The 25,120-nt window shown below is 60.0% G+C and carries 22 protein-coding genes and 1 CRISPR repeat array (1 of these 23 running past the window's edge); of the genes, 9 read left to right on the forward strand and 13 right to left on the reverse strand.

Translation table 11 applies throughout. From position 1 onward, the window contains the following. Window positions 1-204: 204 nt before the first annotated feature. On the forward strand, window positions 205-408 hold the full coding sequence (locus tag AXG89_RS06245; RefSeq protein ID WP_082771453.1) for a cysteine-rich CWC family protein: 204 nt from the start codon (window positions 205-207) through the stop codon (window positions 406-408). 58 nt (window positions 409-466) lie between these two features. On the opposite strand, the gene AXG89_RS06250 is transcribed toward AXG89_RS06245, so the two are convergent. Then, on the reverse strand, window positions 467-2,179 hold the full coding sequence (locus AXG89_RS06250) for a tetratricopeptide repeat protein (protein ID WP_082771345.1): 1,713 nt from the start codon (window positions 2,177-2,179) through the stop codon (window positions 467-469). A gap of 109 nt (window positions 2,180-2,288) precedes the next feature. Between AXG89_RS06250 and AXG89_RS06255 the strand changes: the two genes are divergently transcribed. Then, on the forward strand, window positions 2,289-3,623 hold the full coding sequence (locus AXG89_RS06255) for an ATP-binding protein (RefSeq protein WP_062168602.1): 1,335 nt from the start codon (window positions 2,289-2,291) through the stop codon (window positions 3,621-3,623). Beyond that, window positions 3,620-4,162: a response regulator transcription factor gene (locus AXG89_RS06260; protein WP_062168604.1), complete on the forward strand. Its 543-nt coding sequence runs from the start codon at window positions 3,620-3,622 to the stop codon at window positions 4,160-4,162. Before AXG89_RS06255 ends, AXG89_RS06260 begins: the two co-directional genes overlap by 4 nt. A gap of 59 nt (window positions 4,163-4,221) precedes the next feature. Here the strand turns inward: AXG89_RS06260 and hslU are convergent, their stop codons facing one another. The 9 genes from hslU to AXG89_RS06305 all read right to left on the reverse strand — a co-directional run bounded on the left by hslU (window position 4,222) and on the right by AXG89_RS06305 (window position 13,748). Continuing rightward, complete coding sequence (gene hslU, locus AXG89_RS06265) at window positions 4,222-5,559, reverse strand: ATP-dependent protease ATPase subunit HslU (RefSeq protein WP_062168606.1); 1,338 nt, start codon at window positions 5,557-5,559, stop codon at window positions 4,222-4,224. A gap of 17 nt (window positions 5,560-5,576) precedes the next feature. After that, window positions 5,577-6,113 carry an ATP-dependent protease subunit HslV gene (hslV, locus tag AXG89_RS06270; protein WP_062168607.1) on the reverse strand — a complete coding sequence of 179 codons (537 nt, stop codon included), beginning with the start codon at window positions 6,111-6,113 and terminating at the stop codon, window positions 5,577-5,579. A 373-nt stretch (window positions 6,114-6,486) separates the two neighbouring features. Continuing rightward, the gene (gene dksA, locus AXG89_RS06275; RefSeq protein ID WP_062168608.1) at window positions 6,487-6,906 is read right to left on the reverse strand and encodes an RNA polymerase-binding protein DksA; all 420 of its coding nucleotides are present in this window, start codon (window positions 6,904-6,906) and stop codon (window positions 6,487-6,489) included. Between the two features lie 726 nt (window positions 6,907-7,632). Next, window positions 7,633-8,724 carry a CobW family GTP-binding protein gene (locus AXG89_RS06280; RefSeq protein WP_062168609.1) on the reverse strand — a complete coding sequence of 364 codons (1,092 nt, stop codon included), beginning with the start codon at window positions 8,722-8,724 and terminating at the stop codon, window positions 7,633-7,635. A 184-nt stretch (window positions 8,725-8,908) separates the two neighbouring features. Continuing rightward, window positions 8,909-10,114 (reverse strand): class I SAM-dependent rRNA methyltransferase, encoded by a 1,206-nt coding sequence (locus AXG89_RS06285; RefSeq protein ID WP_062170337.1) that lies wholly within the window; start codon window positions 10,112-10,114, stop codon window positions 8,909-8,911. A gap of 89 nt (window positions 10,115-10,203) precedes the next feature. After that, the gene (xerC, locus tag AXG89_RS06290) at window positions 10,204-11,124 is read right to left on the reverse strand and encodes a tyrosine recombinase XerC (protein ID WP_062168610.1); all 921 of its coding nucleotides are present in this window, start codon (window positions 11,122-11,124) and stop codon (window positions 10,204-10,206) included. Window position 11,125: 1 nt separating this feature from the next. Beyond that, a complete protein-coding gene (locus tag AXG89_RS06295; protein ID WP_062170339.1) occupies window positions 11,126-11,845 on the reverse strand; it encodes a DUF484 family protein in 720 nt (239 codons plus the stop codon). 29 nt (window positions 11,846-11,874) lie between these two features. Then, on the reverse strand, window positions 11,875-12,759 hold the full coding sequence (gene dapF, locus AXG89_RS06300; protein WP_062170341.1) for a diaminopimelate epimerase: 885 nt from the start codon (window positions 12,757-12,759) through the stop codon (window positions 11,875-11,877). Window positions 12,760-12,863: 104 nt separating this feature from the next. Further along, entirely contained in the window at window positions 12,864-13,748 is an 885-nt protein-coding gene (locus AXG89_RS06305) for a lipid A biosynthesis lauroyl acyltransferase (protein WP_062168611.1), read from the reverse strand. 294 nt (window positions 13,749-14,042) lie between these two features. Here AXG89_RS06305 and metK point away from each other — a divergent pair, with 294 nt between their 5' ends. Together metK and AXG89_RS06320 are read left to right on the forward strand one after the other, a co-directional pair. Beyond that, complete coding sequence (gene metK / locus AXG89_RS06310; protein WP_062168612.1) at window positions 14,043-15,230, forward strand: methionine adenosyltransferase; 1,188 nt, start codon at window positions 14,043-14,045, stop codon at window positions 15,228-15,230. 827 nt (window positions 15,231-16,057) lie between these two features. Further along, window positions 16,058-16,822 (forward strand): phytanoyl-CoA dioxygenase family protein, encoded by a 765-nt coding sequence (locus AXG89_RS06320; RefSeq protein WP_062168619.1) that lies wholly within the window; start codon window positions 16,058-16,060, stop codon window positions 16,820-16,822. A gap of 9 nt (window positions 16,823-16,831) precedes the next feature. Here AXG89_RS06320 and AXG89_RS06325 read toward each other — a convergent pair whose 3' ends face one another. Both AXG89_RS06325 and AXG89_RS06330 read right to left on the reverse strand, forming a co-directional pair. Continuing rightward, the gene (locus AXG89_RS06325; RefSeq protein ID WP_062168621.1) at window positions 16,832-17,038 is read right to left on the reverse strand and encodes a DUF3185 family protein; all 207 of its coding nucleotides are present in this window, start codon (window positions 17,036-17,038) and stop codon (window positions 16,832-16,834) included. A 73-nt stretch (window positions 17,039-17,111) separates the two neighbouring features. After that, window positions 17,112-17,933, reverse strand: coding sequence for a mechanosensitive ion channel family protein (locus tag AXG89_RS06330; protein ID WP_062168622.1), 822 nt, complete (start codon window positions 17,931-17,933; stop codon window positions 17,112-17,114). A gap of 258 nt (window positions 17,934-18,191) precedes the next feature. Here AXG89_RS06330 and mgrA point away from each other — a divergent pair, with 258 nt between their 5' ends. From mgrA to AXG89_RS06350, 4 genes are all read left to right on the forward strand, one after another. Then, window positions 18,192-19,235, forward strand: a complete 1,044-nt coding sequence (gene mgrA, locus AXG89_RS06335; RefSeq protein WP_062168624.1) for an L-glyceraldehyde 3-phosphate reductase — start codon at window positions 18,192-18,194, stop codon at window positions 19,233-19,235. A 437-nt stretch (window positions 19,236-19,672) separates the two neighbouring features. Continuing rightward, complete coding sequence (locus tag AXG89_RS06340) at window positions 19,673-20,443, forward strand: ferredoxin--NADP reductase (RefSeq protein ID WP_062168626.1); 771 nt, start codon at window positions 19,673-19,675, stop codon at window positions 20,441-20,443. A gap of 353 nt (window positions 20,444-20,796) precedes the next feature. Next, window positions 20,797-22,194 (forward strand): amino acid permease, encoded by a 1,398-nt coding sequence (locus AXG89_RS06345; RefSeq protein WP_062168628.1) that lies wholly within the window; start codon window positions 20,797-20,799, stop codon window positions 22,192-22,194. 279 nt (window positions 22,195-22,473) lie between these two features. Beyond that, a complete protein-coding gene (locus AXG89_RS06350; RefSeq protein ID WP_062168630.1) occupies window positions 22,474-23,520 on the forward strand; it encodes an XdhC family protein in 1,047 nt (348 codons plus the stop codon). A gap of 32 nt (window positions 23,521-23,552) precedes the next feature. On the opposite strand, the gene AXG89_RS06355 is transcribed toward AXG89_RS06350, so the two are convergent. Beyond that, the gene (locus tag AXG89_RS06355; protein WP_062168632.1) at window positions 23,553-24,305 is read right to left on the reverse strand and encodes a glycosyltransferase family 2 protein; all 753 of its coding nucleotides are present in this window, start codon (window positions 24,303-24,305) and stop codon (window positions 23,553-23,555) included. Between the two features lie 370 nt (window positions 24,306-24,675). Further along, window positions 24,676-25,120: direct repeats of the CRISPR family, unit length 32 nt; unit sequence GTTTCAACCCACGCGCCCGTGAAGAGCGCGAC; it runs 2,129 nt beyond the window's last position.

The raw sequence follows: 25,120 nt of genomic DNA on the forward strand, positions 1-25,120 counted from the left end.
GCGGCGATGGGGCGAAGAGCAGTTTAAACAGGCGGAATTGTACAGGACTGACGCGCTGCATCAGGCGTTTGGCGTTGTATTCACCATTGCAATTGCGCAACGGAGGCAGACGGGCGCCTGGCCGCTCCAGTGTGGGGCGGGAGCATGAAACCAGGTTGTTCGCGCGAGCTGCGAAACCGCTTTCACTCGATTCTCCTCGATACCATGACCGATACGCGTTCAGGATCCTCTGCATTGCAACATTGTGCACGCTGCGGGGCGGATTTTCGTTGCGGCAGCCAGTCGGGCGATGCCACATGCTGGTGCGCATCGATGCCGGTCTTGCCGGCCGACCGCCTGGAGCCTCGGCTGACGTGTCTTTGTCCCGCGTGCCTGAGCGAGAAAATCGGTCGCATCGTGCAAAAATAAAACGGCGACCCGGTTGCCCGAATCGCCGTTTGCGCGTGGCTGAAACCCGCCAGACGCCTTACGCGGAGGTTTTCTTCGCCATGCGCTTGCGTGGCGCCGCGCCGGTGTGCGTCGCCGCGAGCAATGCCAGATCGCGGGCGACGTCGCTCATGACCGGCTCCCACTGCCCGAAGTTTTGCTGCCGATACAGCTTGGCTGTCGGATACCACGGGCTGTCCGTGCGTTCGAGTTGCCAGACCCAGTGGGGATTGACGTCGAGCAAAATCCACGTCGGCTTGCCGAGCGCGGCTGCCAGATGCGCCACGCTCGTGCACACGGTGATCACGAGATCCAGTGAATCGATGAACGCAGCGGTGTCGTCGAAGGTTTCGAACTTTCCGGTGCGATCGGCGATTTCGAAACCGCCGTCCCGAGCCGTCGATACCGCGCCCGACGCATCTTTTTGCAGCGAGAAAAACGCGACGTTTTCGATACCCTTGAACGCCTGCGCATACCGGTCGATACCCACGCTGCGGAACATATTGCGCTGATGGTTCTCGCTGCCACTCCATACGAGGCCGACGCGCAGGCGTTTGTCAGCGGCGAACTCAGTGCGCCAATCGGCGGCGAGGTCGGCGTCGGCTGCGAGATAGGCCTTTTTCGACGGAATCGTGTCCTCTTCAATGCCGAAATGCAGAGGCAGGCTCAGCAGCGGGAAATGAAAATCAAACTCGGGCAGCGGGCTGTCGTGTGGCACGCATTCAACGTTCTTTGGCGCCAAGCGCGCCATCAGCGGATATACGGCTTTGAACGCGGCCCAAACAAGATTGCCGCCTTGAGCGTTCACTTTCTTCGTCAGCATGGGGACAAAGCGTGAAAACTGCAGCGCGTCGCCGAAACCCTGTTCGCCCCACAGCAGCAATGTTTTGCCCTTCAACGATTCTCCGTTCCAGCGCGGCACATTGAATTCGGGATATGAATTGCGCAACTCGCTGGACCCGTCCCAACGCGCTTCGAAATTGGCCCAACCGCGCGCATAGTTGCCCTGCACGAGATCGAGAATGGACAAGTTGAACGGAAGTCGCGCCACTTGCGGCGCGATGTCAGCCGCGGCCTTGGCGGCCTCAGTCGCCTCTTCCCAGCGCTGCGCCTCTTTCAACGCAAGGCTGTAGTTGGACAATGCCAGTGCGTTCGCCGGATCGATCTGGACCGCGCGCTTGCCCGCCGCGAGTGCATGCTCAAGCTCCCGGCGGCGCGGATACATCCGCGTCAAATTCGTCCACGCCTCGATATCCGAAGAATTTGCGGCTACGGCTTCTTCAAGAAGCTTCAGCGCATCGGATTCACGGCCGGTGACTTCGTAGGCGACGGCCAGGTTATTGCGCAGGGTCGGGACGGATGCATCGATGGCATGTGCGCGTTCGTAGAACGAGATGGCTTCCGCGTGACGGTTGGCGAGCTGAAGGGCATAACCCAGATGCCAAAGCGCGAGCGCATGTTGCGGATGGGTATTGACGAGTTGCGCGCCAAGCTGGATGGCCTCGGCAAGGCGCTTCTGCTTCAACAACGAGTCGATGAGATCCAGCACGGTTTCCGCGCGCGCGGGTTCGAGCAGCGTTGCAGCATGCAGCCACGTGGAACGCTCCGCCTGGTTGCCATGGGCACCGGCGATTTTGGCGTTCTCAAGATAAGCGGGCAGGACGCGCGAGATAATGGATTCCTGGCCGGCGTCTTGAATGAGTGGCGTTTCGCTCAAAAGCGCGTCGGGACGGGACGATTGGCTGCGATTCATAGATGATTGTGCGGCCGGGCCGCCCTGTACGAGACAACATCCGATGGTGCGGCAATTCATCGATCGCGGCCATTAGACTATTCTGAAATTAAGCGCGACGATTACTGAAATGCATCGAATCACGACCACGGGCCGCGTCAATCTCGGTCACCTTTTCTGGCTTCGCAGCCTTGCGATCATCGGTCAACTGGTGACGATTGCGGTCGTTCAGACTTTCTACGGCGCGCATCTCCCGATGGCAGCAATGCTGACCATCATTTCGCTCGAAGTCATGTTCAACGCAATCACGTGGACCCGTGTCATGCGCGCGCGGCCCGAGACCAATCTCGAATTGTTCGGACAACTTTGGGTCGATCTCGGCGCGTTGTCCGCGCTGCTGTTCCTGAGCGGAGGCGCGACGAATCCTTTCGTCACGTTGTATCTGCCGTCGCTGGCAATCGCGGCCGCGGTGCTACCGTGGAATCTGTCGGTCTGGCTGGCGTTGTTCGCCGTGGCTTGCTATGCGCTGCTCACCGTCAGCTACGTGCCGCTCAATATGGAAGATCCGCTGAACCTGTTCGAGTATTTCCGGATCGGGTTGTGGGTGAACTTCATGGTGAGCGTGGGTTTGATCGGGTGGTTCGTCGCGCGGATGTCGCGGGCGTTGCGAGCGCGCGATTTCGCTCTGGCCGATGCCCAGGAGCGCCTGCTGCGCGACGAACGCGCCGTTGCGCTCGGCGTTCAGGCCGCGACCGTCGCACACGAAATCGGCACGCCGTTATCGACCATTGCAATGCTCAGCGAGGAACTCCGCGATTCGGCGCGTCACGATCCGCATCTCGCGCCGTATGCGGCGGACATCGAATTGCTCGAGCAGCAAATGGGCTTGTGCACGTCGGCGCTCGCGCGCCTGCGCAGCCGCGCAAGTGAACCGCCGCCGCGGCAATCGCTGGATGACTGGCTGCACGGGTTTGTCGAACAATGGCGGCTGCGCCACCCGCACGTGCGCTTCGAGCTGATCGAAGCCGAGGAGCACAAGCGCGCAAGCCTATTCCTGAGTGATCCGGTCGCGGTCGGCCAGATCCTGACCATTCTGCTGGATAATGCGGCCCGGGCCAGCAGCAATTCAGTGACGCTCGCGACATCGGCGGCGCGGCATCTTGGCGAGCCCGTGATTCAATTCGATGTACGCGACCAGGGCCCCGGCATTCCCGCCGGGCTGCGCGGCTCGCTCGGCGCGACGCCGGTCGACAGCACGCAAGGCGGTCACGGCGTCGGCTTGTATCTGGCATTCTCGGCGGCAGCGCGGCTCGGCGGGTCGATCGAGCTGACGGCGGCAAGCCCTCGCGGCACGCACGCAATCCTGCGTCTCGCCGATACAAGCGCCCCCGAATCGCGTGACAAAGCAGCAAGGACGGGCCGCGGCGGTATCGCGGCATCCGTCTCCACGGAGAAAAGAGCATGAGCGACAAGAATTTTTTGGTTATCGACGACGATGAAGTCTTCGCGGGCATCCTCGCGCGCGGCCTGACTCGGCGCGGCTATACGCCGCATCAGGCGCACGACGCCGCTGCGGCATTGCGTCTCGCCAACACGCAGAAGTTCGGGCAGATCACCGTCGATCTGCACCTCGGCAATGATTCCGGGCTGACGCTCGTCGCGCCATTGCGCGATCTGCAGCCCGACGCGCGGATTCTCGTGCTCACGGGTTATGCGAGCATCGCGACGGCGGTCCAGGCGGTGAAAGATGGCGCGGATAATTACCTGGCCAAGCCGGCGAACGTCGAGACGATCTTGTCGGCGCTGCAGGAAGAGGCAAGCGAGCAGACGGCCGAGGAAGCCATCGAGCATCCGGCGCTCTTGTCCGTGGCGCGGCTGGAGTGGGAGCACATCCAGCGCGTGCTGGCCGAGAACAGCGGCAACATCTCGGCCACGGCGCGAGCGCTGAACATGCATCGGCGCACGCTGCAGAGAAAGCTGGCGAAAAAGCCCGTGCGCCAATAAAAAAGCGCCGGGCCATTTCGATAATCGAAAGGGCGCGGCGCCGTCTTTTCTTGTTGCAGTTACAGCACGTAGCGCGACAAATCCTCGTCTTCGGCTACGTCGTTCAGCGCTTTATCGACGTAAGCCGCGTCGATATGCACCGGGTGTCCCGCATGGTTGCCCGCCGCGAACGACACTTCTTCCAGCAGCTTTTCAATCACGGTATAAAGCCGCCGCGCGCCGATATTCTCGGTCTTCTCGTTCACTGAAAACGCAATTTCTGCCATCCGGCGAATGCCTTCCGCGCTGAAGTCGAGATGCACGTCTTCCGTAGCCAACAGCGCCGTGTACTGCTTGACCAGGCTGGCATCGGTCGTATTCAGGATGGCTTCGAAATCTTCCACCGACAGCGAATCCAGTTCGACACGGATCGGAAAACGTCCCTGTAGCTCGGGAATCAGATCGCTCGGCTTCGAAAGATGGAACGCGCCGCTTGCGATAAACAGAATGTGATCCGTCTTGATCATCCCGTATTTCGTATTGATCGTGGTGCCTTCCACCAGCGGCAACAAATCGCGCTGTACGCCCGCACGCGATACTTCCGCGCCGCCCGCTTCGCTGCGCGACGCGATCTTGTCGATCTCATCCAGGAACACGATGCCGTTCTGCTCCACGTTCTGTACGGCCTTCGTCTTGACCTCTTCGTCGTTCAGCAGCTTGCCGGCTTCTTCGTCGGTGAGCAGCTTCAGCGCTTCCTTGACCTTCACCTTGCGCTGCGTCTTTTTGCCGCCGCCCATGTTCGCGAACATGGAACGGATCTGGTCCGTCATCTCTTCCATGCCCGGCGGCCCCATGATGTCCATGCTGGCTTGCGGCGCTTCGACATCGATCTCGACTTCCTTGTCGTCGAGCAAGCCTTCGCGCAGACGCTTGCGGAACGTCTGGCGCGTGCTGTTCGCGCTGTCGTCCTGCGTTTCGCCGGCACCGAAACCGACGGGACGCGCGCTCGGCAGAAGAATGTCCAGGATCCGGTCCTCGGCACGGTCGACCGCCCGCGAACGCACTTTGCGCATCTCGGTTTCACGCGTCTGCTTGACTGAAATCTCGATCAGGTCGCGCACGATGCTGTCCACATCGCGGCCGACGTAACCGACTTCGGTGAACTTCGTGGCTTCGATCTTGATGAACGGCGCGTCGGCAAGTTTTGCGAGGCGCCGCGCGATTTCCGTCTTGCCGACGCCGGTCGGTCCGATCATCAAAATGTTCTTCGGCGTGATTTCCTGGCGCAACGGCTCGGCGACCTGCTGGCGGCGCCACCGGTTGCGCAACGCAACAGCAACAGCCTTTTTCGCGCGGCCCTGGCCGATGATGTGTTTGTCGAGTTCCGAGACGATCTCGGCGGGAGTCATGGTTGTCATCGTTGGTCCTTGTCCTGTTACTCGATCGTCTCGATGACGCGATTGTGGTTCGTGTAGATGCACATGTCGCCGGCGATGGTCAGCGCTTTTTCGACGATTTCGCGCGGAGAGAGTTCGGTGTTTTCCGTCAATGCCTGGGCCGCAGCCTGTGCATAGGCGCCGCCTGAACCGATCGCGCAGATGCCGTTTTCCGGGTCGAGCACGTCGCCGTTGCCCGTAATGACCAGCGTGGTTTCTGCGTCGGCGGTAATCAGCATGGCTTCCAGCCGGCGCAACATGCGGTCGGTGCGCCAGTCCTTTGCGAGTTCGACGGCGGCACGCGTCAGGTTCCCTTGGTGTTTCTCGAGCTTTGCTTCGAAGCGGTCCAGGAGCGAAAAGGCATCGGCCGTGCCGCCCGCGAAACCGACGAGTACTTTGCCGCCATAGATGCGGCGCACTTTCTTGGCGCCGCCTTTCATCACGATATTGCCCAACGTCACCTGGCCGTCACCGCCCAAGGCGACCTTGCCGTCGCGTCGCACGGAGACGATCGTCGTGCCGTGAAATTGTTCCATGTGCATTCCTTTGAAAGCTGAGGGGCGCGCTGCGCCGCCGGGGAATCCTTGGGGAGCGTGGAAGAGGCCGGGCGCGTGCGGCGTTGCGCTCGACGGACTCTCGTCACGCCCGCGCAAAAAGAGCGCGTCCAGTCCATTTTAGGGCGCGGGGGGAATTATCAAGACGCATCGGCCGGCATCTTGCATTCGATGGCCATTGCCGGCCGATCGTCATATGGAATAAGCGTTGCGATGGTTGAAAGACGCGCGCAAAAACAAAAAGGCACACGAATTATCGTGTGCCTTTTTAGTGCTTCCCGGATGCCTGAAGCAATTTCGCAGTCGGCGCGTTTCCCGCCGCGGCTTCAGCCGCAGCGCGTGCCGGCAATGTGCATCAGTCGCCGAACAGCTTCTGGCGCAATTCGCGTCGTTCCTGCGCTTCGAGCGAGAGCGTTGCCGTCGGCCGTGCGATCAGGCGCGGAATGCCGATCGGTTCGCCGGTTTCCTCGCACCAGCCGTAATCGCCGGACTCGATGCGCGCGAGCGACTGCTGCACTTTCTTCAGCAGCTTGCGCTCACGGTCGCGGGTACGCAGTTCGAGGGCATGTTCTTCCTCGATCGTCGCGCGGTCCGCCGGGTCCGGAACGATGACGGTTTCCCGCAGGTTTTCCGTCGTCTGGCCCGCATTCTTGAGAATATCGGCCTGCAACTGCTCCAGTCGGACCCTGAAGAACGCGAGTTGATCGCCGTTCATGTAATCCTTGTCGCCCATCTTCAGGATTTCGTCTTCGGTCAACAATCGATTCGTCGTCATCTGGCTTGCTTCTTCAATGTGGGGCGATGTCGTTCGCCATCTTCGCGGTCGCTCGCCGCGCTCGCCGCCGCCGTTGTCCGGATCTCCCGGCTTCCGGCGATACTCGCCAACAACTACTCCATCCACCGGTCAGGCCAAAGCCTGCTTCTTGCACGGCGCAATACGCGCCTTGCAGACAATTCCCTTGGGATTGATTTTCAAGCGAACCGCCCGCCATCCGATGTTCGGAACAACACTTACCTAGCACTTCCACCTTCTTGCCCTGCTACCTTTTAGCGTCGTTTTCGCGTGCACGGCACGCTCGGGACTTCCGGCGCAGCTATGGGCAAACCCTTGACACTTCGGGCAAAACCGTATCCAGGGCTGGTCCGGTGGGGGCTGTATTGTAACTGAATCGCCATGGCATACGAGGCTCACGCAAAACGCTCCCCCGATTCGTTCGATATCTCAAAAATATAACGCGGTGACGTTTAAAAAGCGATGGTTCTTGGTGGGTGCGAGCACATATTGCAACGGTGGTCGTCGCCAAAAATCGCCGGCGGCAATCCGGGTGGTCCAGGCGCCAAGGATTTTAGCTGTCCCGATGCGTCACATTGGGTGCGCGACGGGCGAGAAATAGCGAGAGAAGTGCCGGAAACAGGCGCTTTTGGCGTGGATGGGCGAAAATAATGCGCAAAACCGATAAACGGCTTCGCGCATGGCTGATTCAGGCCGGTTCGACGAGGCTCAGACCAGGCAGGCGGTAAGCCCGTCGATGATCAGATCCTGCGGCAACTCGATACCGATAAACACCATCTTGCTGTTCTTCTTCTCGATCGGCTGCCATTTTGCCGCGAGGTCGCTGCCCATCATCTGGTGCACGCCCTGGAATACGACCTTGCGATCCACGCCTTTCATATACAGCACGCCCTTGTAGCGCAGCAGGCGTTCGCCGTAGATCTGCAGAATCCCGCCGAGGAAATCCTCGAGGCGGTTCGGATCGAACGCGCGGTCGCTGCGAAACACGAAGGACTTGATCTTGTCGTCGTGATGCGCGTGATGATGGTTCGCGTGGCCGTGCTCGTGGTCATGGCTGTGATCGTGGCCGCAGGTTGCGTGGTCGTGATCGTCGTCGTGGGCATGGTCATGGCCGTGCTCGTGCCCGTGCTCGTCATGAGCGTGATCGTCTTCCGCGAGGAAATCCGGGTCGATTTCGAGCTTTGAATTTAGATTGAATCCGCGCAGGTCGAAGATTTCCTTGATGTCGGCATCGCCGAAATTCACCACCTTGATGGCCGCGCGCGGGTTCATGTGCACGAGACGGTGCTTCAGGGCTTCGAGCGCGGCGGCATCGACGAGATCCGACTTCGTGATGAACAGGCGGTCGGCGAAACCCACCTGACGCTGCACGACTTCGTGTTCGTCGAGCTGGTGGTTCGCGTGCTTGGCGTCGACCAGCGTGATGATGGCGTCGAGCAGGAATGCGTCGGCAATGGCGTTGTCCATGAAGAACGTCTGCGCAACCGGGCCCGGATTCGCGAGGCCGGTGGTTTCGATCACCACGCGGTCGAAGTTCAGCGTGCCGGCCTTCTTGCGATCCGCGAGGTCTTCGAGCGCGCGCGCCAGATCGCCGCGAATGGTGCAGCAGATGCAGCCGTTGCTCATCTGGATGATCTGCTCGTTCGTTTCCTGAACGAGGATCTCGTTGTCGATGTTTTCTTCTCCGAACTCGTTCTCGATCACGGCGATCTTCATGCCGTGCTGGTCGTTCAGGATGCGCTTGAGCAGGGTGGTTTTGCCGCTGCCCAGAAAGCCGGTCAGGATGGTAACGGGAATCATGATGGTCGCCTGTTCTCTGGAGTCAAAGGTTATTCGTGCAGCGTGGTTCCGGGCGGCGCGGTTGTCGCGCGATGCGTCATTGCCCTCGAAATCACGCAGTCAGCCAATTATTTGAACATACTTGTCAAGAGGGTGCTTTGAAGCGCCTTCCCGAACTGTCAACCGAGCTATCAACTATGGCCGCTCATTCGATTTGCAACAATAGGCCTTTCAGGTATTCCCCTTCAGGAAACGCGGTCAAAAGCGGGTGATCGATGCCCGCGCCCAGGCGTTTCAGGATGCGCGCGTCGACTTTCGCGTCGGCTGCGGCGCCCGCGATGATCTTCTGGAACAAATCGGCGTCGATCGCGCCCGAGCACGAATACGTGAACAGCAGGCCGCCCGGGCGCAGCAGCTTGAACCCGGTGAGATTGATGTCTTTGTAGGCGCGCGCGGCCCGGTCCACATGTTCCCGCGATGGCGCGAATTTTGGCGGGTCGAGCACGATCAGATCGAAGCGCTGTCCTTCTTCGTGCAATCGACGCAAGGTCTTGAAGGCATCGGCGTCGAGCCATTCGGCGCGCTCCGGGTCGAACCCGTTCGCCGTGACATTGCGCTGCGCGAGGGCTAGCGCGTCGCCGGAGGAATCGATCGATACGACTCGTTTCGCCCCGCCTTTCAACGCCGCAAGCGAAAACCCGCCTGTGTAGCAAAAGCAGTTGAGTACGTCGCGCTCTGCTGCGTATTCGCGAACAAGCGCGCGGTTGTCGCGTTGATCGATATAAAAGCCCGTCTTATGGCCGTGTTTCACGTCCACGTAGTAACGCACGCCGCCCTCGTTTGCGATCGTCAGTGCTTCGGGCGGCGGGTCGCCAGCCAATACGCCGGTGATGGGTTCGAGGCCTTCTTTCTGCCGGATCGATACATCCGATCGCTCGTAGACGTTCGGGCAACCGGTCGCACCGATCAGTGCTTGAACGATGGCGTCCTTCCACATTTCCACGCCGGTCGCCATGAACTGGCAGACGAGCTGGCCACGACGGGTTTCATCGTCGGCAATGTAGTAATCGACGATCAACCCCGGCAATCCGTCCGCCTCGCCGAAGATCAGCCGCGTGGCGCCGGTATCGCGCACCATGGTTCGCCGGTGAGCGATTGCCCGTTGTACGCGCCGCTTGAAAAACGCGTGATCGATGGGCTCGGTTTCATCGAAACTCCATACGCGCGCGCGAATCTGCGACACAGGGCTGTACGACCCGCGGGCCAGGAAGCGGCCTTCGTGCGAGCGGATCAGCACGGTCGCGCCGGGCGCGGGCTTGCCCTCCACATGTTCTATGGCGGTCGCATAAATCCACGGATGGCGGCGCGCGAGCGACTTGTCTTTCGCCGGTTTCAGCGTGATGGTGTTCATTCGACCTTCTTGTGAACGCGCTGACGGATACGGCGCAGCCACGCTTTGTTGTTCCTGGCGATCTGTAACAGCCGGGGTGAAGCGTTGCTCTAGTCTCGCTTCTTGGCGCGAGGATGGGCCTGGTCGTAGACGCGCGCCAGATGCTGAAAGTCGAGAGACGTATAAACCTGGGTCGCGGTAATGCTCGCGTGCCCGAGGAGTTCCTGCACGGCGCGAAGGTCGCCGCTGGATTGAAGCACGTGCGTGGCAAACGAATGCCGCAGCACGTGGGGATGCACATTGGACGGAACGCCCGCCTGCAGTGCCATGCGTTTCACCCGGTCGCGCACTACATTCGGCGTCATCCGGTTGCCGCGTACCGATAAAAACAGCGCATGGGGATCGAGCTTCACGAATTGTCCGCGCACTTCAATCCATGCACGCAAAGCCGTGATCGCCTTGCTCCCGACGGGCACCGACCGCCGCCGGTTGCCCTTGCCGAGCACGTTCACTTCGGCGCTAGCCAGATCGAGCCAGCCTGCTGACGAATAACCATCGGATTGCACGAAATGGACGTCGATCCCGACCAGTTCAGCCAGGCGCAAGCCGGACGAATAGAAGAGTTCAAGTATGGCGTGGTCGCGCAAGGCTTCGGGTGTGTCGGCGTGGGGCGCTTCCATGAGAGCGTTGGCGTCATCCACGGAAAGCGCTTTGGGCAGGCTTTTCGCGCGTTTCGGCGCGCGCACGGTGGCGACGGGATTCGCAGCCATTTCGACGCGCTCGGCGATCCATCGGTAAAACGCCCGCCAGACCGATAAGCGATGCGCAATCGAACGCGCCGACAGGCCGCCCCCATGAGCGCGGGCCACGGCGCCGCGCATGTCCGTTGCAATGAGGGATTCCAGCGCGCGGCCATTGGCGAGCTTTTTCAGCTCGTCGAGTTCATGCGTGTAGCCGCGCAGCGTATGTTCCGATAAACGCCGCTCATGCTCGAGCATCGATAAATAGGCGGCGACCGGATCGGCGTTCATGTCAGTGGGGCAGCAAGCGGCTGAGCGCTGCGCTGCCGAGCGTGCCGATCTGCGAAAGGAAGTCGGTTGCCATGCCTTCATGGAAACGGCGCGGATCGGGCGAACCCATCACCAGCAGGCCGAACGCGGGCGCTTCGGGTCCGGCCGACGGATCGCGCAGCGCAATCAGCGCGATGGACTCGGTGGTGTTCGCGGTATCGACGACACCATCCGTAGTTGCCGAAGCCACCGATACCGAACTCGCCGACGTCAGCCATTGCGCCGCCTCGAATCCCGTGTTCGCGCCGCAATACGGCGCGGCGAGGCCACTGGTGAAGGTGCGTACTTCCGCGCTCGTGGTCCTGGCAAACTCCGCCTGTGCGTAAGGCTCGGCCACGTCCCACACGCGCAGCGCCGCCTGCGGCACGTCGAAAATTTCGCACAGGCCTGCGGGAATCGTCTTCGGCAATGCGTGCGGATCGCGCTCGGACATGACCCGGATGGTCCACCGATGAAACTTGGCAGCAATGCTGTCGTTCTCGTGTCCGTAGCGCAGCAATTCGGCTAGCCGCCGCTCCATCTGCTTGTTTTTGTCGCGCAGCATTTCCATCTGCCGTTCCTGCAGCGACACGGCCGACTTGCCATGCGGATTGGACAAGCGGATGGTGCCCAGCAGCTCGGCGTGCGCAGCGAAGAAATCCGGATTGGCGAGCAGGTAATCGGCGACTTCTCGTTCGGTCATAGTATCGGGCAACATCGGGTTCCTGGCGGTCAGTCGGCTGTGGCGAGGTCGGCGGGAAGCTCGATCTCGCCTTCGAATACGGTGGTGGCCGGGCCGGCCATGAAAAGCGCGGCGTCCGGATCGCGCGTGCCGTCCCAGGTGATGGTGAGCAGGCCGCCATGCGTCTGAACCCGAACCGGCGAGTCAAGCAGCCCACGGCGAATGCCCGCAGCAACGGCTGCACACGCACCCGTACCGCAGGCGAGCGTTTCACCCGCGCCACGCTCGAAGACTCGCAGCTTGACGGCGGTCCGGCTTTCGATTTGCATGAACCCCGCGTTCACCCGCTTCGGAAAACGCACATGATGTTCGATCAACGGCCCTTCGGTCAGCACTGGCGCGGTCTCGACGTCGGCGACGACCTGGACGGCGTGAGGATTGCCCATTGAAACCGTGGAAATCCAGCGGGTTTCGCTTTGCACGTCGAGCGGCCAAAGGGTATCCGCGCCTTCGGTGCGCCCTTGCAATCCTTCGGCATTGAACGGCACGCGCTGGGGTTCGAACTCGGGGCGCCCCATGTCGACCATGACGTCGCCGTTTTCCTGCATGGTCAAAACGATTACGCCTTGCTGCACTTGCACCCGGACACTCATCTTGTTGGTCAGGCCGCGGTCGCGAACAAACTTCACGAAACAGCGCGCGCCGTTGCCGCAATGTTCGACCTCGCCGCCATCGCAGTTAAAGATTCGATACTTGAAATCCACGCCGTCGATATCAGGCTTTTCGACCAGCAGCAACTGATCAGCGCCCACACCAAAGTGGCGGTCCGCGAGCGCGCGCACCTGCGCCGCGTTCAGCGAAAGCGGTTTAGAGTAGCCGTCGAGCACGACAAAGTCGTTGCCCGCGCCGTGCATTTTGGTGAATTCGAGTTTCATGTCGCTATTGTAAGTGACGCGAAGGTTGCGCATGCACTAGGCCGAATGGGGGGTGAGCCCGGATTCATGCAGCAATCGCGAGCCGTTTCCCTGATACTGGATTCTCAGTAAAAGCCCGGCTCGCCGGGTGGCCGAGTTTTGAAGCGCTTGTGTACCCAGTAGTACTGCTCGGGCATGAGGCGCACCTGCTCCTCCAGGAACGCGTTCATGCGGCGCGCGTCGGCATCGTCGTCGCCAGTGGGGTAGTTGTCCCAGGGCTTGAAGACCTTGAGCTTGTAGCCCTTGTAGTTCGGCAGGACTTCGCCCACGAACGGCATGATCTGCGCATGGCCGGTCTTGGCCAGCCGGCCGACTGCGGTAAGCGTGCACGCCTGGACGCCGAAGAACGGCACGAAGGTCGAATTGCGCATGCCGTAGTCCATATCGGCGCCGAGCATGACGGGCTTGCGGTCGCGCAGCCACCGCAGCACGATCCGGGCGCTGTCGGCGCGGCTTGCCATTTCGGCGTCGAAACGGCCGCGCTGCTTCTTCGCGACGTCGTCAAGCGTCTTGTTCGACATGGGCTGGTACAGCGATCCGCACGTCCGGTGCAGTTCGTGGTTGATCCAGACCGAGGCCGCTTCAATGGCGACGAAGTGAAAGCCGAGCAGCAAGGTCGGCGGCATGTCGGGGTCCAGCAGATCGACCTGGCTTTCCACCTGGATCAGCTTGGCGAGCTTTTCAGCCGGGGCGAACCATTGCACGCTGCGCTCGACGTAGCTGCGGATTGCGTGCCGGAAATGCTTTTGCGCGACTTCTTCGCGGCGTTCGGGCGTCCACTCCGGAAAGCAGAGGCTCAGGTTGATGTGCACGATCCGTTTCCGGTGGCTCGGAATCTGATAAAGCAGCCAGCCGAGGGCATCGCCGAAACGAGCCGTGATGCCGTATGGAATCAGGGCCAGCAGTTTCAGCAAGCCGACTGCGAGCGCAACCCCGATGCGGCCTAACATGTGACGCTCCCGAGGATCGTTACGGCTGGACTGGTGCGATACCGGGAAGCGTCCCGGGCTTTGAAAAAGTGAGGGTTGGTGTTGGTTGGCGACAAACGGTCTGCTCTGTGACAAATTAGAGAAGTCGCTATAATAAAACCTTCGCCGAGTTAATGGACAACTTGCGGGGCGAAGCCGGAACGTGCTTAACGGTGCGTTTCGGACCATGTTTTCCGCTAAAGCGTCGCCGCTTCAGACTCCAAACGAAGTCGGCTACGTGAGTAACTTACCCGTATCTAAATTGGAGTCTGAAGCGTGTCAAACAACTACTTCTTTACCTCTGAATCCGTCTCTGAAGGCCACCCGGACAAGGTTGCCGACCAGATCTCCGACGCCATCCTCGACGCCATCCTGGCTCAGGACAAGTACTCCCGCGTCGCGGCCGAAACGCTTTGCAACACTGGCTTGGTCGTCCTGGCGGGCGAAATCACAACCCAGGCGAACGTCGACTACATCCAGGTCGCGCGCGACACCATCAAGCGCATCGGTTACGACAACACGGATTACGGCATCGACTATCGCGGCTGCGCCGTGCTCGTGGCGTATGACAAACAGTCGCGGGATATCGCGCAAGGTGTTGACGCCGCGCACGACGACAACCTCGACCAGGGCGCCGGCGACCAGGGCCTGATGTTCGGCTACGCCTGCGACGAAACGCCTGAGTTGATGCCGCTGCCCATTCACCTGTCGCACCGTCTGGTCGAGCGTCAGGCGAACATGCGCCGCGACGGCCGCCTGAACTGGCTGCGTCCGGACGCGAAGTCACAAGTCACCGTGCGTTATGTCGATGGCAAGGCGCACAGCATCGATACCGTCGTGCTGTCTACGCAGCACGCGCCGGACATCGAATTGAAGGCGCTGCGCGAAGCGGTGATCGAGGAGATCATCAAGCCGGTGCTCCCGCCAGAGCTGATCAAGGGCGACATCAAGTTTCTGGTGAACCCGACCGGGCGTTTCGTTATCGGCGGTCCGCAAGGCGATTGCGGCTTGACAGGCCGCAAGATCATTGTCGATACCTACGGCGGCGCGGCGCCTCACGGCGGCGGTGCGTTCTCGGGCAAGGATCCGTCGAAGGTCGACCGCTCGGCGGCTTATGCGGGACGTTATGTCGCGAAGAACATCGTGGCCGCGGGCCTGGCTTCACGTTGCCTGATCCAGGTGTCGTACGCCATTGGCGTGGCGCGCCCGACTTCGGTCATGGTGAACACGTTTGGTACGGGCCGCGTGTCGGATGCGAAGATCCAGGAGCTCGTGCTCGAGCATTTCGACCTGCGTCCGAAGGGCATCATCCAGATGCTCGACCTGCTGCGCCCGATCTACGAAAAGTCGGCTGCATATGGTCACTTTGGCCGTGAAGAGCCGGAATTTACGTGGGAAGCCACGGACAAGGCATTGCTGTTGGCTGAAGCCGCTGGTACGGAACCCGTGACCGAAACGGCTTGACGTCCACGTATGGAAAAGCCCGCCAAGCGTTGTTCACGCCTGGCGGGCTTTTTTTTACCGGGGCTGGAGTGCTGCGCGCAAAGGCTAGTGCTACTTTGAAATAATCAGCGGGTGGAAAACCCAAACCATCCGGCGCTGGCAGAAAGCCTGCGCGGGCGTCGGCTAGACGTATTAATTACACCCGGTAATGGTTTTGATTTTGAGACAGGCGCACGTAATTGCGCCGGTTTTCGCAATAAGGCTTTGAGCGTCGCTTGCCGCGATACCGCCCTTAACCGAAGACTGGAAAAGAAACCGTGAAACCAGGAACGAATACCATCCACAGGATGCGAGTTTCTGAAACTTCCTGCAAGTAATTGAGTGCGCGCCGAATGATGGCGCAGGGCACGGACGACGCGTCGTCCAGCGGGGCGTGCGGCGCGGACGGCGGCACGTGTAAGACGATTGGCGAAACGGATATTCATGGATCTCACAAGCCTGAGTTGCCAAAGCAATGACCCGACAGTAGCCGTGTCAAAAAAAGCGTTCAACAGTTCGAGTAATTGAAGACAAGAAAAGTTGCTGAACGAAACGCGCAATAATTTAATAGATATTCATCGAAAGCGATTTTCGATGTGCTCTCTCAATGCCCGGCAGATTATCGAAGAATTGTTACTGCCGGAAGTCAGCACTTTCCCGCAGGAAAGTTCGACCATGGGCGCTCGCGCTCCGGCACGCTGGACATGCTGTGGCGATTTACAATCAGCGTATTCGCCCTGAATTTGCGGGCCGCTTACGGTTTCCTTGACCGCAGGCAGCCGGCAAGACGCATTTCCCTGTGAGCCGATATGCCGAATCAAACGAAGTTGGAACAAGTCCGCGTGTTGCGGGAAAACGGTTACGTCGTGGTGCCCGGTCTTGTCTCGCCCGAGCGCTGCGAAGCCATGCGCAACGTCGCACGGGAACAGTTGGCGCAAGCGGCTGCGCCGGTGGAATTCGAAGCCGACCTGCAATACCCCGGCGCTCCGAACTCGAAGGACGCGCCCGGCGGACACACCGTGCGCCGGCTGCTCGACGCCTACAGCCGCGATACGCTGTTCGCGGACTGGGCAACGTCGCCCGATGTGCGCGGCTGGATGGAAACCTACTTTGGCGAAACGCCCGTGCTTTCACGCGCGCATCACAACTGCGTGATGACGAAGCATCCGGCATATGGCAGCCTGACCGGATGGCATCGCGATGTGCGGTACTGGAATTTCGAGCGCGACGACCTGGTTTCAGCGTGGGTCGCGCTCGGTAACGAGACGGTGGAAAACGGCGGGTTGTGGTTCGTGCCGATGTCGCAGAAGTTGCCTTTCACGTCGGAGCGTTTTGATGACGCCAAGTTCTTCCGCTCCGACCTGCCCGAGAATGCGGCGCTGATACACAGCGCGGTATCGCCGAAACTGAATGCCGGCGACGTGGTGTTTTTCCACTGCAACACGTTGCATTCCGCCGGCAAGAACCTCACCGATGCCGTGAAGTTCTCGCTCGTCTACACGTACCGGGGCGCGAGCAATTTCCCGTTGCCGGGAACGCGCTCGGCGGCGAAGGAAGACGTTCCCTTGGTGTGACGCTCCGGCTTAACGGCCCTTGCTCGGAATGGCCAGGCCGATAAGCCCGGCGAGCATGGCGACCATGCCGCCGGCGATCAGCCAGATTGTCTTGTTCGTCGGCGAACCGGTGAAAAAGCGCGACACATCGTTGCTCAGCGAATGGAACGACTGGCCGCCGAAGTAAAGCAGCACAACGCCGCCCACGATCAGCGCAATGGAAATCGCCTTGGTCATATAAGTCTCGTCTGTGTGTGGACCGAAAGCTTATTCAACCCGGCCGGATGCGTCCAGCATCGAAACAATGGCTTCACGCGGGAGCGCTTCCGGGCGGCGGCACGGGCGTTTCGGCTGGCTTGATGCCCGGCTTGATCTGGCGGAGCAAGTCAGCTTGCACGTTCGCGTAGTCGGTACGGTTCGTCCAGACGCCGATGTTCAGCTTCGGGCCGGTATCGGTGTACTCGGAGACGGCAATCCACGGTTTGGTTTTTTCATCGTTGATGATGCGCGGATCGGTTTCCACAATCCGATGCAGCGAAGCCAGCGTTTTCTCGATGTTCTGGTCTTCCGGAATGATCACGTTCAGCACCACGCGCCGGCGATCGTTCGCGGTGAAGTTCGTGACCGGGTTTGCCCAGATCGTGCTGTTCGGCACAAACATGATGACACCGTCACTTTTTGTCAGGCGCGTGGTGAACAGGCCGATCTCGTTGACCGTTCCTGCCGTCGCACCCACGCCTTCTATGTAGTCGCCCACTTTGAAAGGCCGAAGCAGGAGCAGCATCAAGCCGGCGGCAATGTTCTGCAGCGTGCCTTGCAACGCCAGGCCGATCGCCAGACCGGCAGCGCCGAGCACCGTCAGGATGCTGGCGGCGGCGACGCCAAACTTGCCCAGCGCCGCGACGATCGCGATCACACGGATGGCCCATTGCACGAGACTCGCCATTACGGGCGTGAACGTGGCGTCGGCGTTCGTGCGCCCGAGCGCGCGCTTGACGGCAGCGGCAACGCGGTTCGAAATCCACCAGCCGACGATCAGTATGAGTATGGCCACCAGCACGTCAATGCCGTAAGAAACGCCGGCCGTCATCAGAAAATTGTAGACGGGGCGTAGTTTGTCGAGCGGGTCCATAAAGTTCTCCTTGTTCTAGTGAGCAGGTTTGGGCTCATGCCGAAGGTAAATCGTTCCCCCATTAGCCATCCGGCCGAGGGTTTTAATATCGGGATAGCCCTGAGGTCTTTCGGGTCAACGCCGACACGAGTTCTCACGATTCGATAACATGTCAGACCCGGCGCATGTCAGACGACATTAAATCGATGGCACGCCGCGCGATTGTTTCTCGTTTGTGCTTGCAAAACCCTTTCCCACATCTGATACAAGGATTTCGTCATGGCTTACGAAGCAGCTTCCGAGCGCTATTCGCAGATGGCTTACCGCACCTGCGGCAAAAGCGGGCTGAAGTTGCCGGCGTTGTCGCTGGGTCTTTGGCACAACTTCGGCGACACCACGCCGATCTCCACACAGCGCGACATCCTGCGCACGGCGTTTGATCTCGGCATCACGCACTTCGACCTGGCCAATAACTACGGGCCCCCGTACGGCAGCGCCGAGACGAATTTCGGGCGGTTGTTCAAGGACGATTTCAAGCCGTATCGTGATGAATTGCTGATTTCGTCGAAAGCGGGCTGGGACATGTGGCCAGGCCCGTATGGTCAAGGCGGCGGCTCGCGCAAGTACGTGCTGGCCTCGCTCGATCAAAGCCTGCAGCGCATGGGGCTCGACTACGTGGATATCTTCTATTCGCATCGTTTCGATGCCGATACGCCGCTCGAGGAAACCGCCGGCGCGCTCGCGACTGCCGTGCATTCGGGCAAGGCGCTATATGTGGGGATTTCGTCGTATTCGCCGGCCAAGACGCGCGAAATGGCGAAGTTGCTGGCCGAGCACAAGGTGCCGTTGCTGATCCATCAGCCGTCCTACAACATGCTGAACCGATGGGTCGAAGAAGAACTCCTCGATACGCTCGATGAAATCGGCGCGGGCAGCATTGCGTTCACGCCGCTGGCGCAAGGGCTTCTGACGGGCAAGTACCTGAACGGCGTGCCCGCCGATGCACGCGTGAACAAGCCAGGTGGCGGATCACTGAAGCAGGAGCACTTGAGCGCGCAGAATATCGAGCACGTGAGGAAGCTCAACGACCTGGCGCAGCGCCGTGGTCAAAGCCTCGCGCAAATGGCGCTGGCGTGGGCGTTGCGCGGCGCACGCGTGACGTCGGTGCTGATCGGCGCGAGCCGCCCGGAACAGGTGACGGAGAACGTCGGCGCGTTGAAAAACCTCGAGTTCACGAAGGAAGAACTGGCGGAAATCGATCAACACGCCACTGAAGGCGGCATCAACCTGTGGGAAAAGCCTTCGACGGACCAGCGCGTCTAAAGCCCGCGGTCAGCCGCTGAAATCGTCGTGCCTGGCAGCCTGTGACGGCAGCAGGGCCTTTGCCTTGCTGCCGTCGGCGGTTGTTATGATGCGGACTCCGGAAGGTTTGTATCGGGTAGTCCGCGTGTTGTCCGCGTGTTGTCCGATCTCTCGCTGAAAAACCCTCCTCGAACCCTGAAATCGCGTGTGCGGTAAAATAGTGGTTTACGCGTGCGGTTGTGGGGGAAGCGGAATACCCGCACCGGGCGCGGAGGCCTTCGCAGTCACACGCCCGGTTTCAGCATGCCGCCGGAATTTCGCGTGAGCGCGCATGACCAACCTGCAGCATTGCTTTCGTTGCGCCTTTCCGGTGTTGTCGTCGCAATCGTGCCCGGTTGTCGAAACGGCTGCTGGCACGTACCACTGCGCCGCCCTGATTCCGCACTATCCATGAAGCCATGAGCAACCTTAATCCTCAAACCGTTCTGAGCGTCCATCACTGGACCGACACGCTGTTCAGCTTTACCTGCACGCGCGATTCCGCGTTTCGTTTCGAAAACGGCCAGTTCACCATGGTCGGTCTCGAAGTCGACGGCAAGCCGCTGCTGCGCGCCTACAGCCTGGCAAGCGCGAACTACGAAGAGCATCTCGAGTTCCTCAGCATCAAGGTTCAGGACGGTCCGCTGACATCGCGCCTTCAGCATTTGAAGGTCGGCGATCCTGTGCTGATCGGCAAGAAGCCAGTGGGTACGCTGGTCGCCGACAACCTCCTGCCCGGCAAAACGCTGTGGCTGCTGTCGACCGGCACGGGCCTGGCTCCGTTCATGTCGATCATCAAGGACCCCGACGTCTATGATCGTTTCGACAAGATCGTTCTTACGCACACCTGCCGTTTCGTCGATGAGCTCGCGTACAAGGATTTCATCACCGAGCATCTTCCGGCGCACGAGCACCTGGGTGAGTTGATCCAGGAAAAACTGGTGTATTACCCGACCGTGACGCGTGAAGAATTCGCGAATCGTGGCCGGATCACTGATCTTATCGAAACAAAGAAGCTTTTCTCCGATCTGGACGTCGCGCCGTTCTCGGTGGAAAACGATCGCGTCATGCTCTGCGGCAGCCCGCACATGCTGCGCGACACGCGTCAGATCCTCGATGAAATGGGCTTCCAGGAAGGAAGCAACAATCATCCGGGACATTACGTGGTGGAAAAGGCTTTTGTTGGCTGATTGATCGGCTGGCTGGCGGCAGGACAAGAGAACCGAAGCCTTGCGCTTCGGTTTTTTCGTTTGGCGGTACATAAACCGCGCGAGATACGAAATGCGCCGTCGCGACAAAAAGCTCCAGAAGGGGCTTTTTCTTCTTATTCTGCTTACAAAAGTTAAACCCATCTGTTTTTCTCATCAAGACGCAACTTTTGATTATTTCTGCTTCGAAAGCACTGTCTGGCGGAAGTCAAAATTAAGTTATCTGCAACGTTTTGCGACGCATAAGTTCCTCTCTCCGATAAAATCTCAGGTTTTCCAATCGATTTTGGCCGCCGGTTCGGCGTGCCATGCCCGAGGTTAGGAGTTCCCTGTTCATGTCTCTGTTCCGTAAGAAAAGCATCGAGCACATGCTCGCCGGCGCGCAGCGCGCCGGACTCAAGAAGACGCTCGGCGCACTCGATCTGACGTTGCTGGGCGTCGGGGCGATTATCGGCACGGGGATTTTCGTGCTCACCGGAACCGGCGCCGTCCAGGCCGGCCCGGCGCTGATGGTGTCGTTCATTTTCGCGGCAATTGCGTGCGGGCTCGCGGCGCTCGCGTATGCGGAGTTTTCATCGACGATTCCGGTTGCCGGATCCATCTACACGTATTCGTACGCCACGCTTGGCGAGTTGGCGGCGTGGGTGATCGGCTGGGATCTGATGCTGGAGTACGGCCTGGCGACATCGGCAGTGTCTGTTGGCTGGTCAGGGTATCTGCAGTCGCTGCTCTCGGGCGTCGGCGTCGCACTCCCGACCGTGCTGACTGCGGCGCCCGGCGCCGTGCCTGGACAGTTCACCTTGTTCAATTTGCCCGCGTTTCTCGTGATGATGGCGATCACGGCGCTGCTTTCCATTGGCATCAAGGAATCGGCGCGTGTGAACAACATCATGGTCGCAATCAAGGTCGCGGTCGTGCTGATGGTGATCGGCGTTGGCGTGTTCCATGTAACGCCGACGAACTGGCATCCGTTCATGCCGAACGGCTGGGGCGGCGTGTTTGGCGCTGCTGCCGTGATGTTTTTTGCGTTTATCGGCTTCGATTCGGTGTCGTCGGCGGCCGAGGAAGTGAAGAATCCGAAGCGCGATCTGCCCATCGGCATCATTTCTTCGCTTGCGGTGTGCACGGTGCTTTATGTCGCGGTGGCTGCGGTCGTGACGGGCATTGTGCCGGCGGCGCAGTTTGCGAACACTTCGCATCCGGTGTCGTACGCGCTGCAGGTCGCGGGACAGCCGTGGGTGGCGGGTTTTATCGATCTGGGCGCCGTGCTCGGCATGCTGACCGTGATCCTGGTCATGAGCTACGGGCAGACGCGCATCATCTACGCAATGTCCCGCGACGGCTTGTTGCCCGCGCGACTTTCGAGCGTGCATCCGAAGTTCGGCACGCCGTTTTTCACGACGTGGTTCGTCGGCATCTTCTTTGGACTGATCGGCGCGCTCGTGCCGCTGAACGTGCTCGCGGAACTGATCAATATTGGCACGCTAGCTGCGTTTTCGATGGTGTCCATCGCCGTGCTGGTTCTGCGCCGTACGCATCCGGATCTGCCGCGCGCGTTCCGCTGCCCGGGCGTGCCGGTCGTGCCCATCCTCGCGGTGGCGGCTTGCCTGTTTTTGATGCTGAACCTGCAAGCGGTGACTTGGGTCGCGTTTGTTGCATGGCTCGCGATCGGACTGGCCATTTACTTCGGGTATTCGCGTCAGCATTCGAAACTGGGGCGTGGGGTGGAGTGACCCGCCCCGCGTGGGAGAGATTGCCGGACGTTCGCGCCGCCCACCGAGGCGGCGTTTTTACGCTGACAGTGAGGCACCTGTAACATGAGCGGGCGTTCCTTAGCTGTGTTTTACTTTGGTTTCGAAGCATTTACGGCGTTCGCCGAGATCCGCGAAAGCGAAATTCATAAGGCGCGTAAATTCGATGGACATCGACGTGCCGTGCACGTACACCATCGTATTCAGCGCAACGCGGCAATCTCCGGATGCCGGCAGCGAAGGTGAAGAGAAGGGGAAAACATGGACAGCGTGGATCTCGAAGTCCTGAGAAACAGTGCGCGTTGGCTCGAACGCGGGCATCGCGTATTGCTTGTGACGGTGGTCAAGACATGGGGCTCGTCGCCCCGGCCGGAAGGCGCGATGCTCGCTGTACGCGATGACGGTGCGGTGATGGGATCGGTGTCGGGTGGTTGTATAGAAGACGATCTGATCGAGCGCGTCAGGCAACGCGGAATTGAGCAGACGAAACCCGAGAGTGTGAAGTACGGGATATCGGCGGAAGAAGCGCATCGGTTCGGGCTGCCTTGCGGCGGCACGATTCAGCTCGTGCTGGAGCCGCTGTCCGTGGCGAGTGGTATCGCCGAGTTGTGCGAGACGGTGCTCGCGGGAAAACTCGTGACGCGCACGCTGGATATGCAAAGCGGCGCGGTGAAACTCGAACCGGCGCAGGAAACTGATGGCGTCATGTTCGATGACAACACGCTCTCCACCATTCACGGACCGCGGTATCGAATGCTGGTGATCGGCGCGGGGCAGTTGTCGCGATATTTGTGCAGCATCGCGGTAGGGCTGGATTACCACGTGACCGTGTGCGATCCGCGCGAGGAGTATACGGACGAGTGGGATGTGCCCGGGACGAAGATCGTGCGCACCATGCCCGACGATACCGTCATGGAAATGAAGCTCGATGAACGTTGCGCCGTGATCGCGTTGACGCACGATCCGAAGCTCGATGACCTCGCGCTGATGGAAGCGTTGAAGACGCCGGCGTTTTATGTCGGCGCGTTGGGATCGCGGAAAAATAACGCCGCGCGCCGCGAACGGCTAAAGGAGTTCGATCTCTCCGATGCCGAGTTATCGCGTCTGCATGGCCCTGTGGGAATCTACATTGGCAGCAGGACGCCGCCTGAAATAGCGGTATCGATTCTTGCCGAAGTGACGGCAGCTAAAAACGGTGTGTCGTTGCCGACGATCCTGCAAGTCGAAGGCGCCAAGGCGGCGCGCGAACTGGAAGGAAGTGGCGAGGTGTGCGGGATGCAAGAGGGCGCTGATATCGCCGCGCATTGAAGGTTTAAGCTGGTCAAGCGCGGCGCGTTTTCTCAGGCTAATTTGCCGTGGAGTTGCATAGCGCGCAGATAGTTGCCCGATACCTCGGATGCGCCGTAGTGCGCGACTGTCTGGTCGATCAACGCCCAAATCGAGATTCCCGCCTGGCGCGCGCGCAGGCAAAAAGACAAGTCTTCGCCCAGGTAGACGCCGTCCTCTTCAATGGTGTCGAAAAATCCATAGAACTTTCCGTTGGGTATCATCGATTCATATTGTTTCGGCGGCAGGTAGCATTCTGTGAACGGTTGCGTAACCTCGAACGCCTCGCGTTGGGCGAGGAACACGCCGGCGCCGATGTGCCGCGCTTCGGCAAAACCATCCGAAAAGTTGAAATTGCCGTCTGCATTGGTCAGCGGCGCGAAGGTGTAGTCGGCGTATTTTTCGAGCCAGTCGCGCATCGACAGGCCGGTGTCCCCGGTGGTTATCGCGCGATCCAGATCGAAACGTCGGAACGGATAAGCAACGCCGGACACGGTCTTGTTGGCCTCCAGAAGTTTGATGACGGCTTCGGCAGGAAACTTCATGTCGGTATCGAGAAACAGCAGATGCGTAAATTTAGGATTATTAAGGAAATAATTGGCGAAGAAGTTACGCGCCCGAATAATCTGCGACGATGCAACGTGCAACAGTTCGTAGGTTGATCCGGAATTGTTTAATTCACGCGCCAGGCCGAGCAGCGAAAACGCGAAATTGACGTGGACTTCTTCGCCGTAGGTGGGGAGGCAGATTAGAACGTGGTGGGCCATGGATATATCAATTTTTCAAGATGATCGAGTTTGCGCTGTTGACGAATGAGGGATTTCGTTAGGATTGTTGAAATTATTTTTCAATGCGCAAGGTGGTTTGGTGATGGAGATATAGTACATGGCGATCGGTCGAGTTGAGAATGGGCGGCCAGCGTTGAAGATGAAGTGCCGCTGCTGTCGGTCCGCGTGACGGGAAGAGTGCAATGTGCGCTTATGCGATTTTGGTTTGGTCGTCGGTGGTCGTTTCAACCCACGCGCGAAGAACTTGACAGTACGCGGTTTTAACCGCGGCCAAGGGGCTTTTGTTTCATTCCACGTGACCCCAAAGGGTGCGACATCACAGGTTGCGCTGCACGACTCCCCAACCCCCGTTTCAACCCATGCGCTCGCGAAGAGCGCGACTTGAGATCGCAATGATGCAATCGGGCGGCGTCGTTTCGTTTCAACCCACGCGCCCGTGAAGAGCGCGACGCGTGGCGCCGGCGGCAACGTGTACGGCACGTGGTTTCAACCCACGCGCCCGTGAAGAGCGCGACGTCGACTACCCCCAAGACGGGTTGGCGTTGAAAGTTTCAACCCACGCGCCCGTGAAGAGCGCGACAACAGCACACATTTCCAGACACGCTTCGGTTCATGGTTTCAACCCACGCGCCCGTGAAGAGCGCGACGCAATGTGCTGGCGTATGTTGACATACCTAGACAGGTTTCAACCCACGCGCCTGTGAAGAGCGCGACGCTGCTCGTTACACCTACGCGGCCGGTGGCCAAATCGTTTCAACCCACGCGCCCGTGAAGAGCGCGACCGCGCGACTTGG

Origin of the sequence: Burkholderia sp. PAMC 26561, from assembly GCF_001557535.2 — a bacterium.
Classification (GTDB): domain Bacteria; phylum Pseudomonadota; class Gammaproteobacteria; order Burkholderiales; family Burkholderiaceae; genus Caballeronia.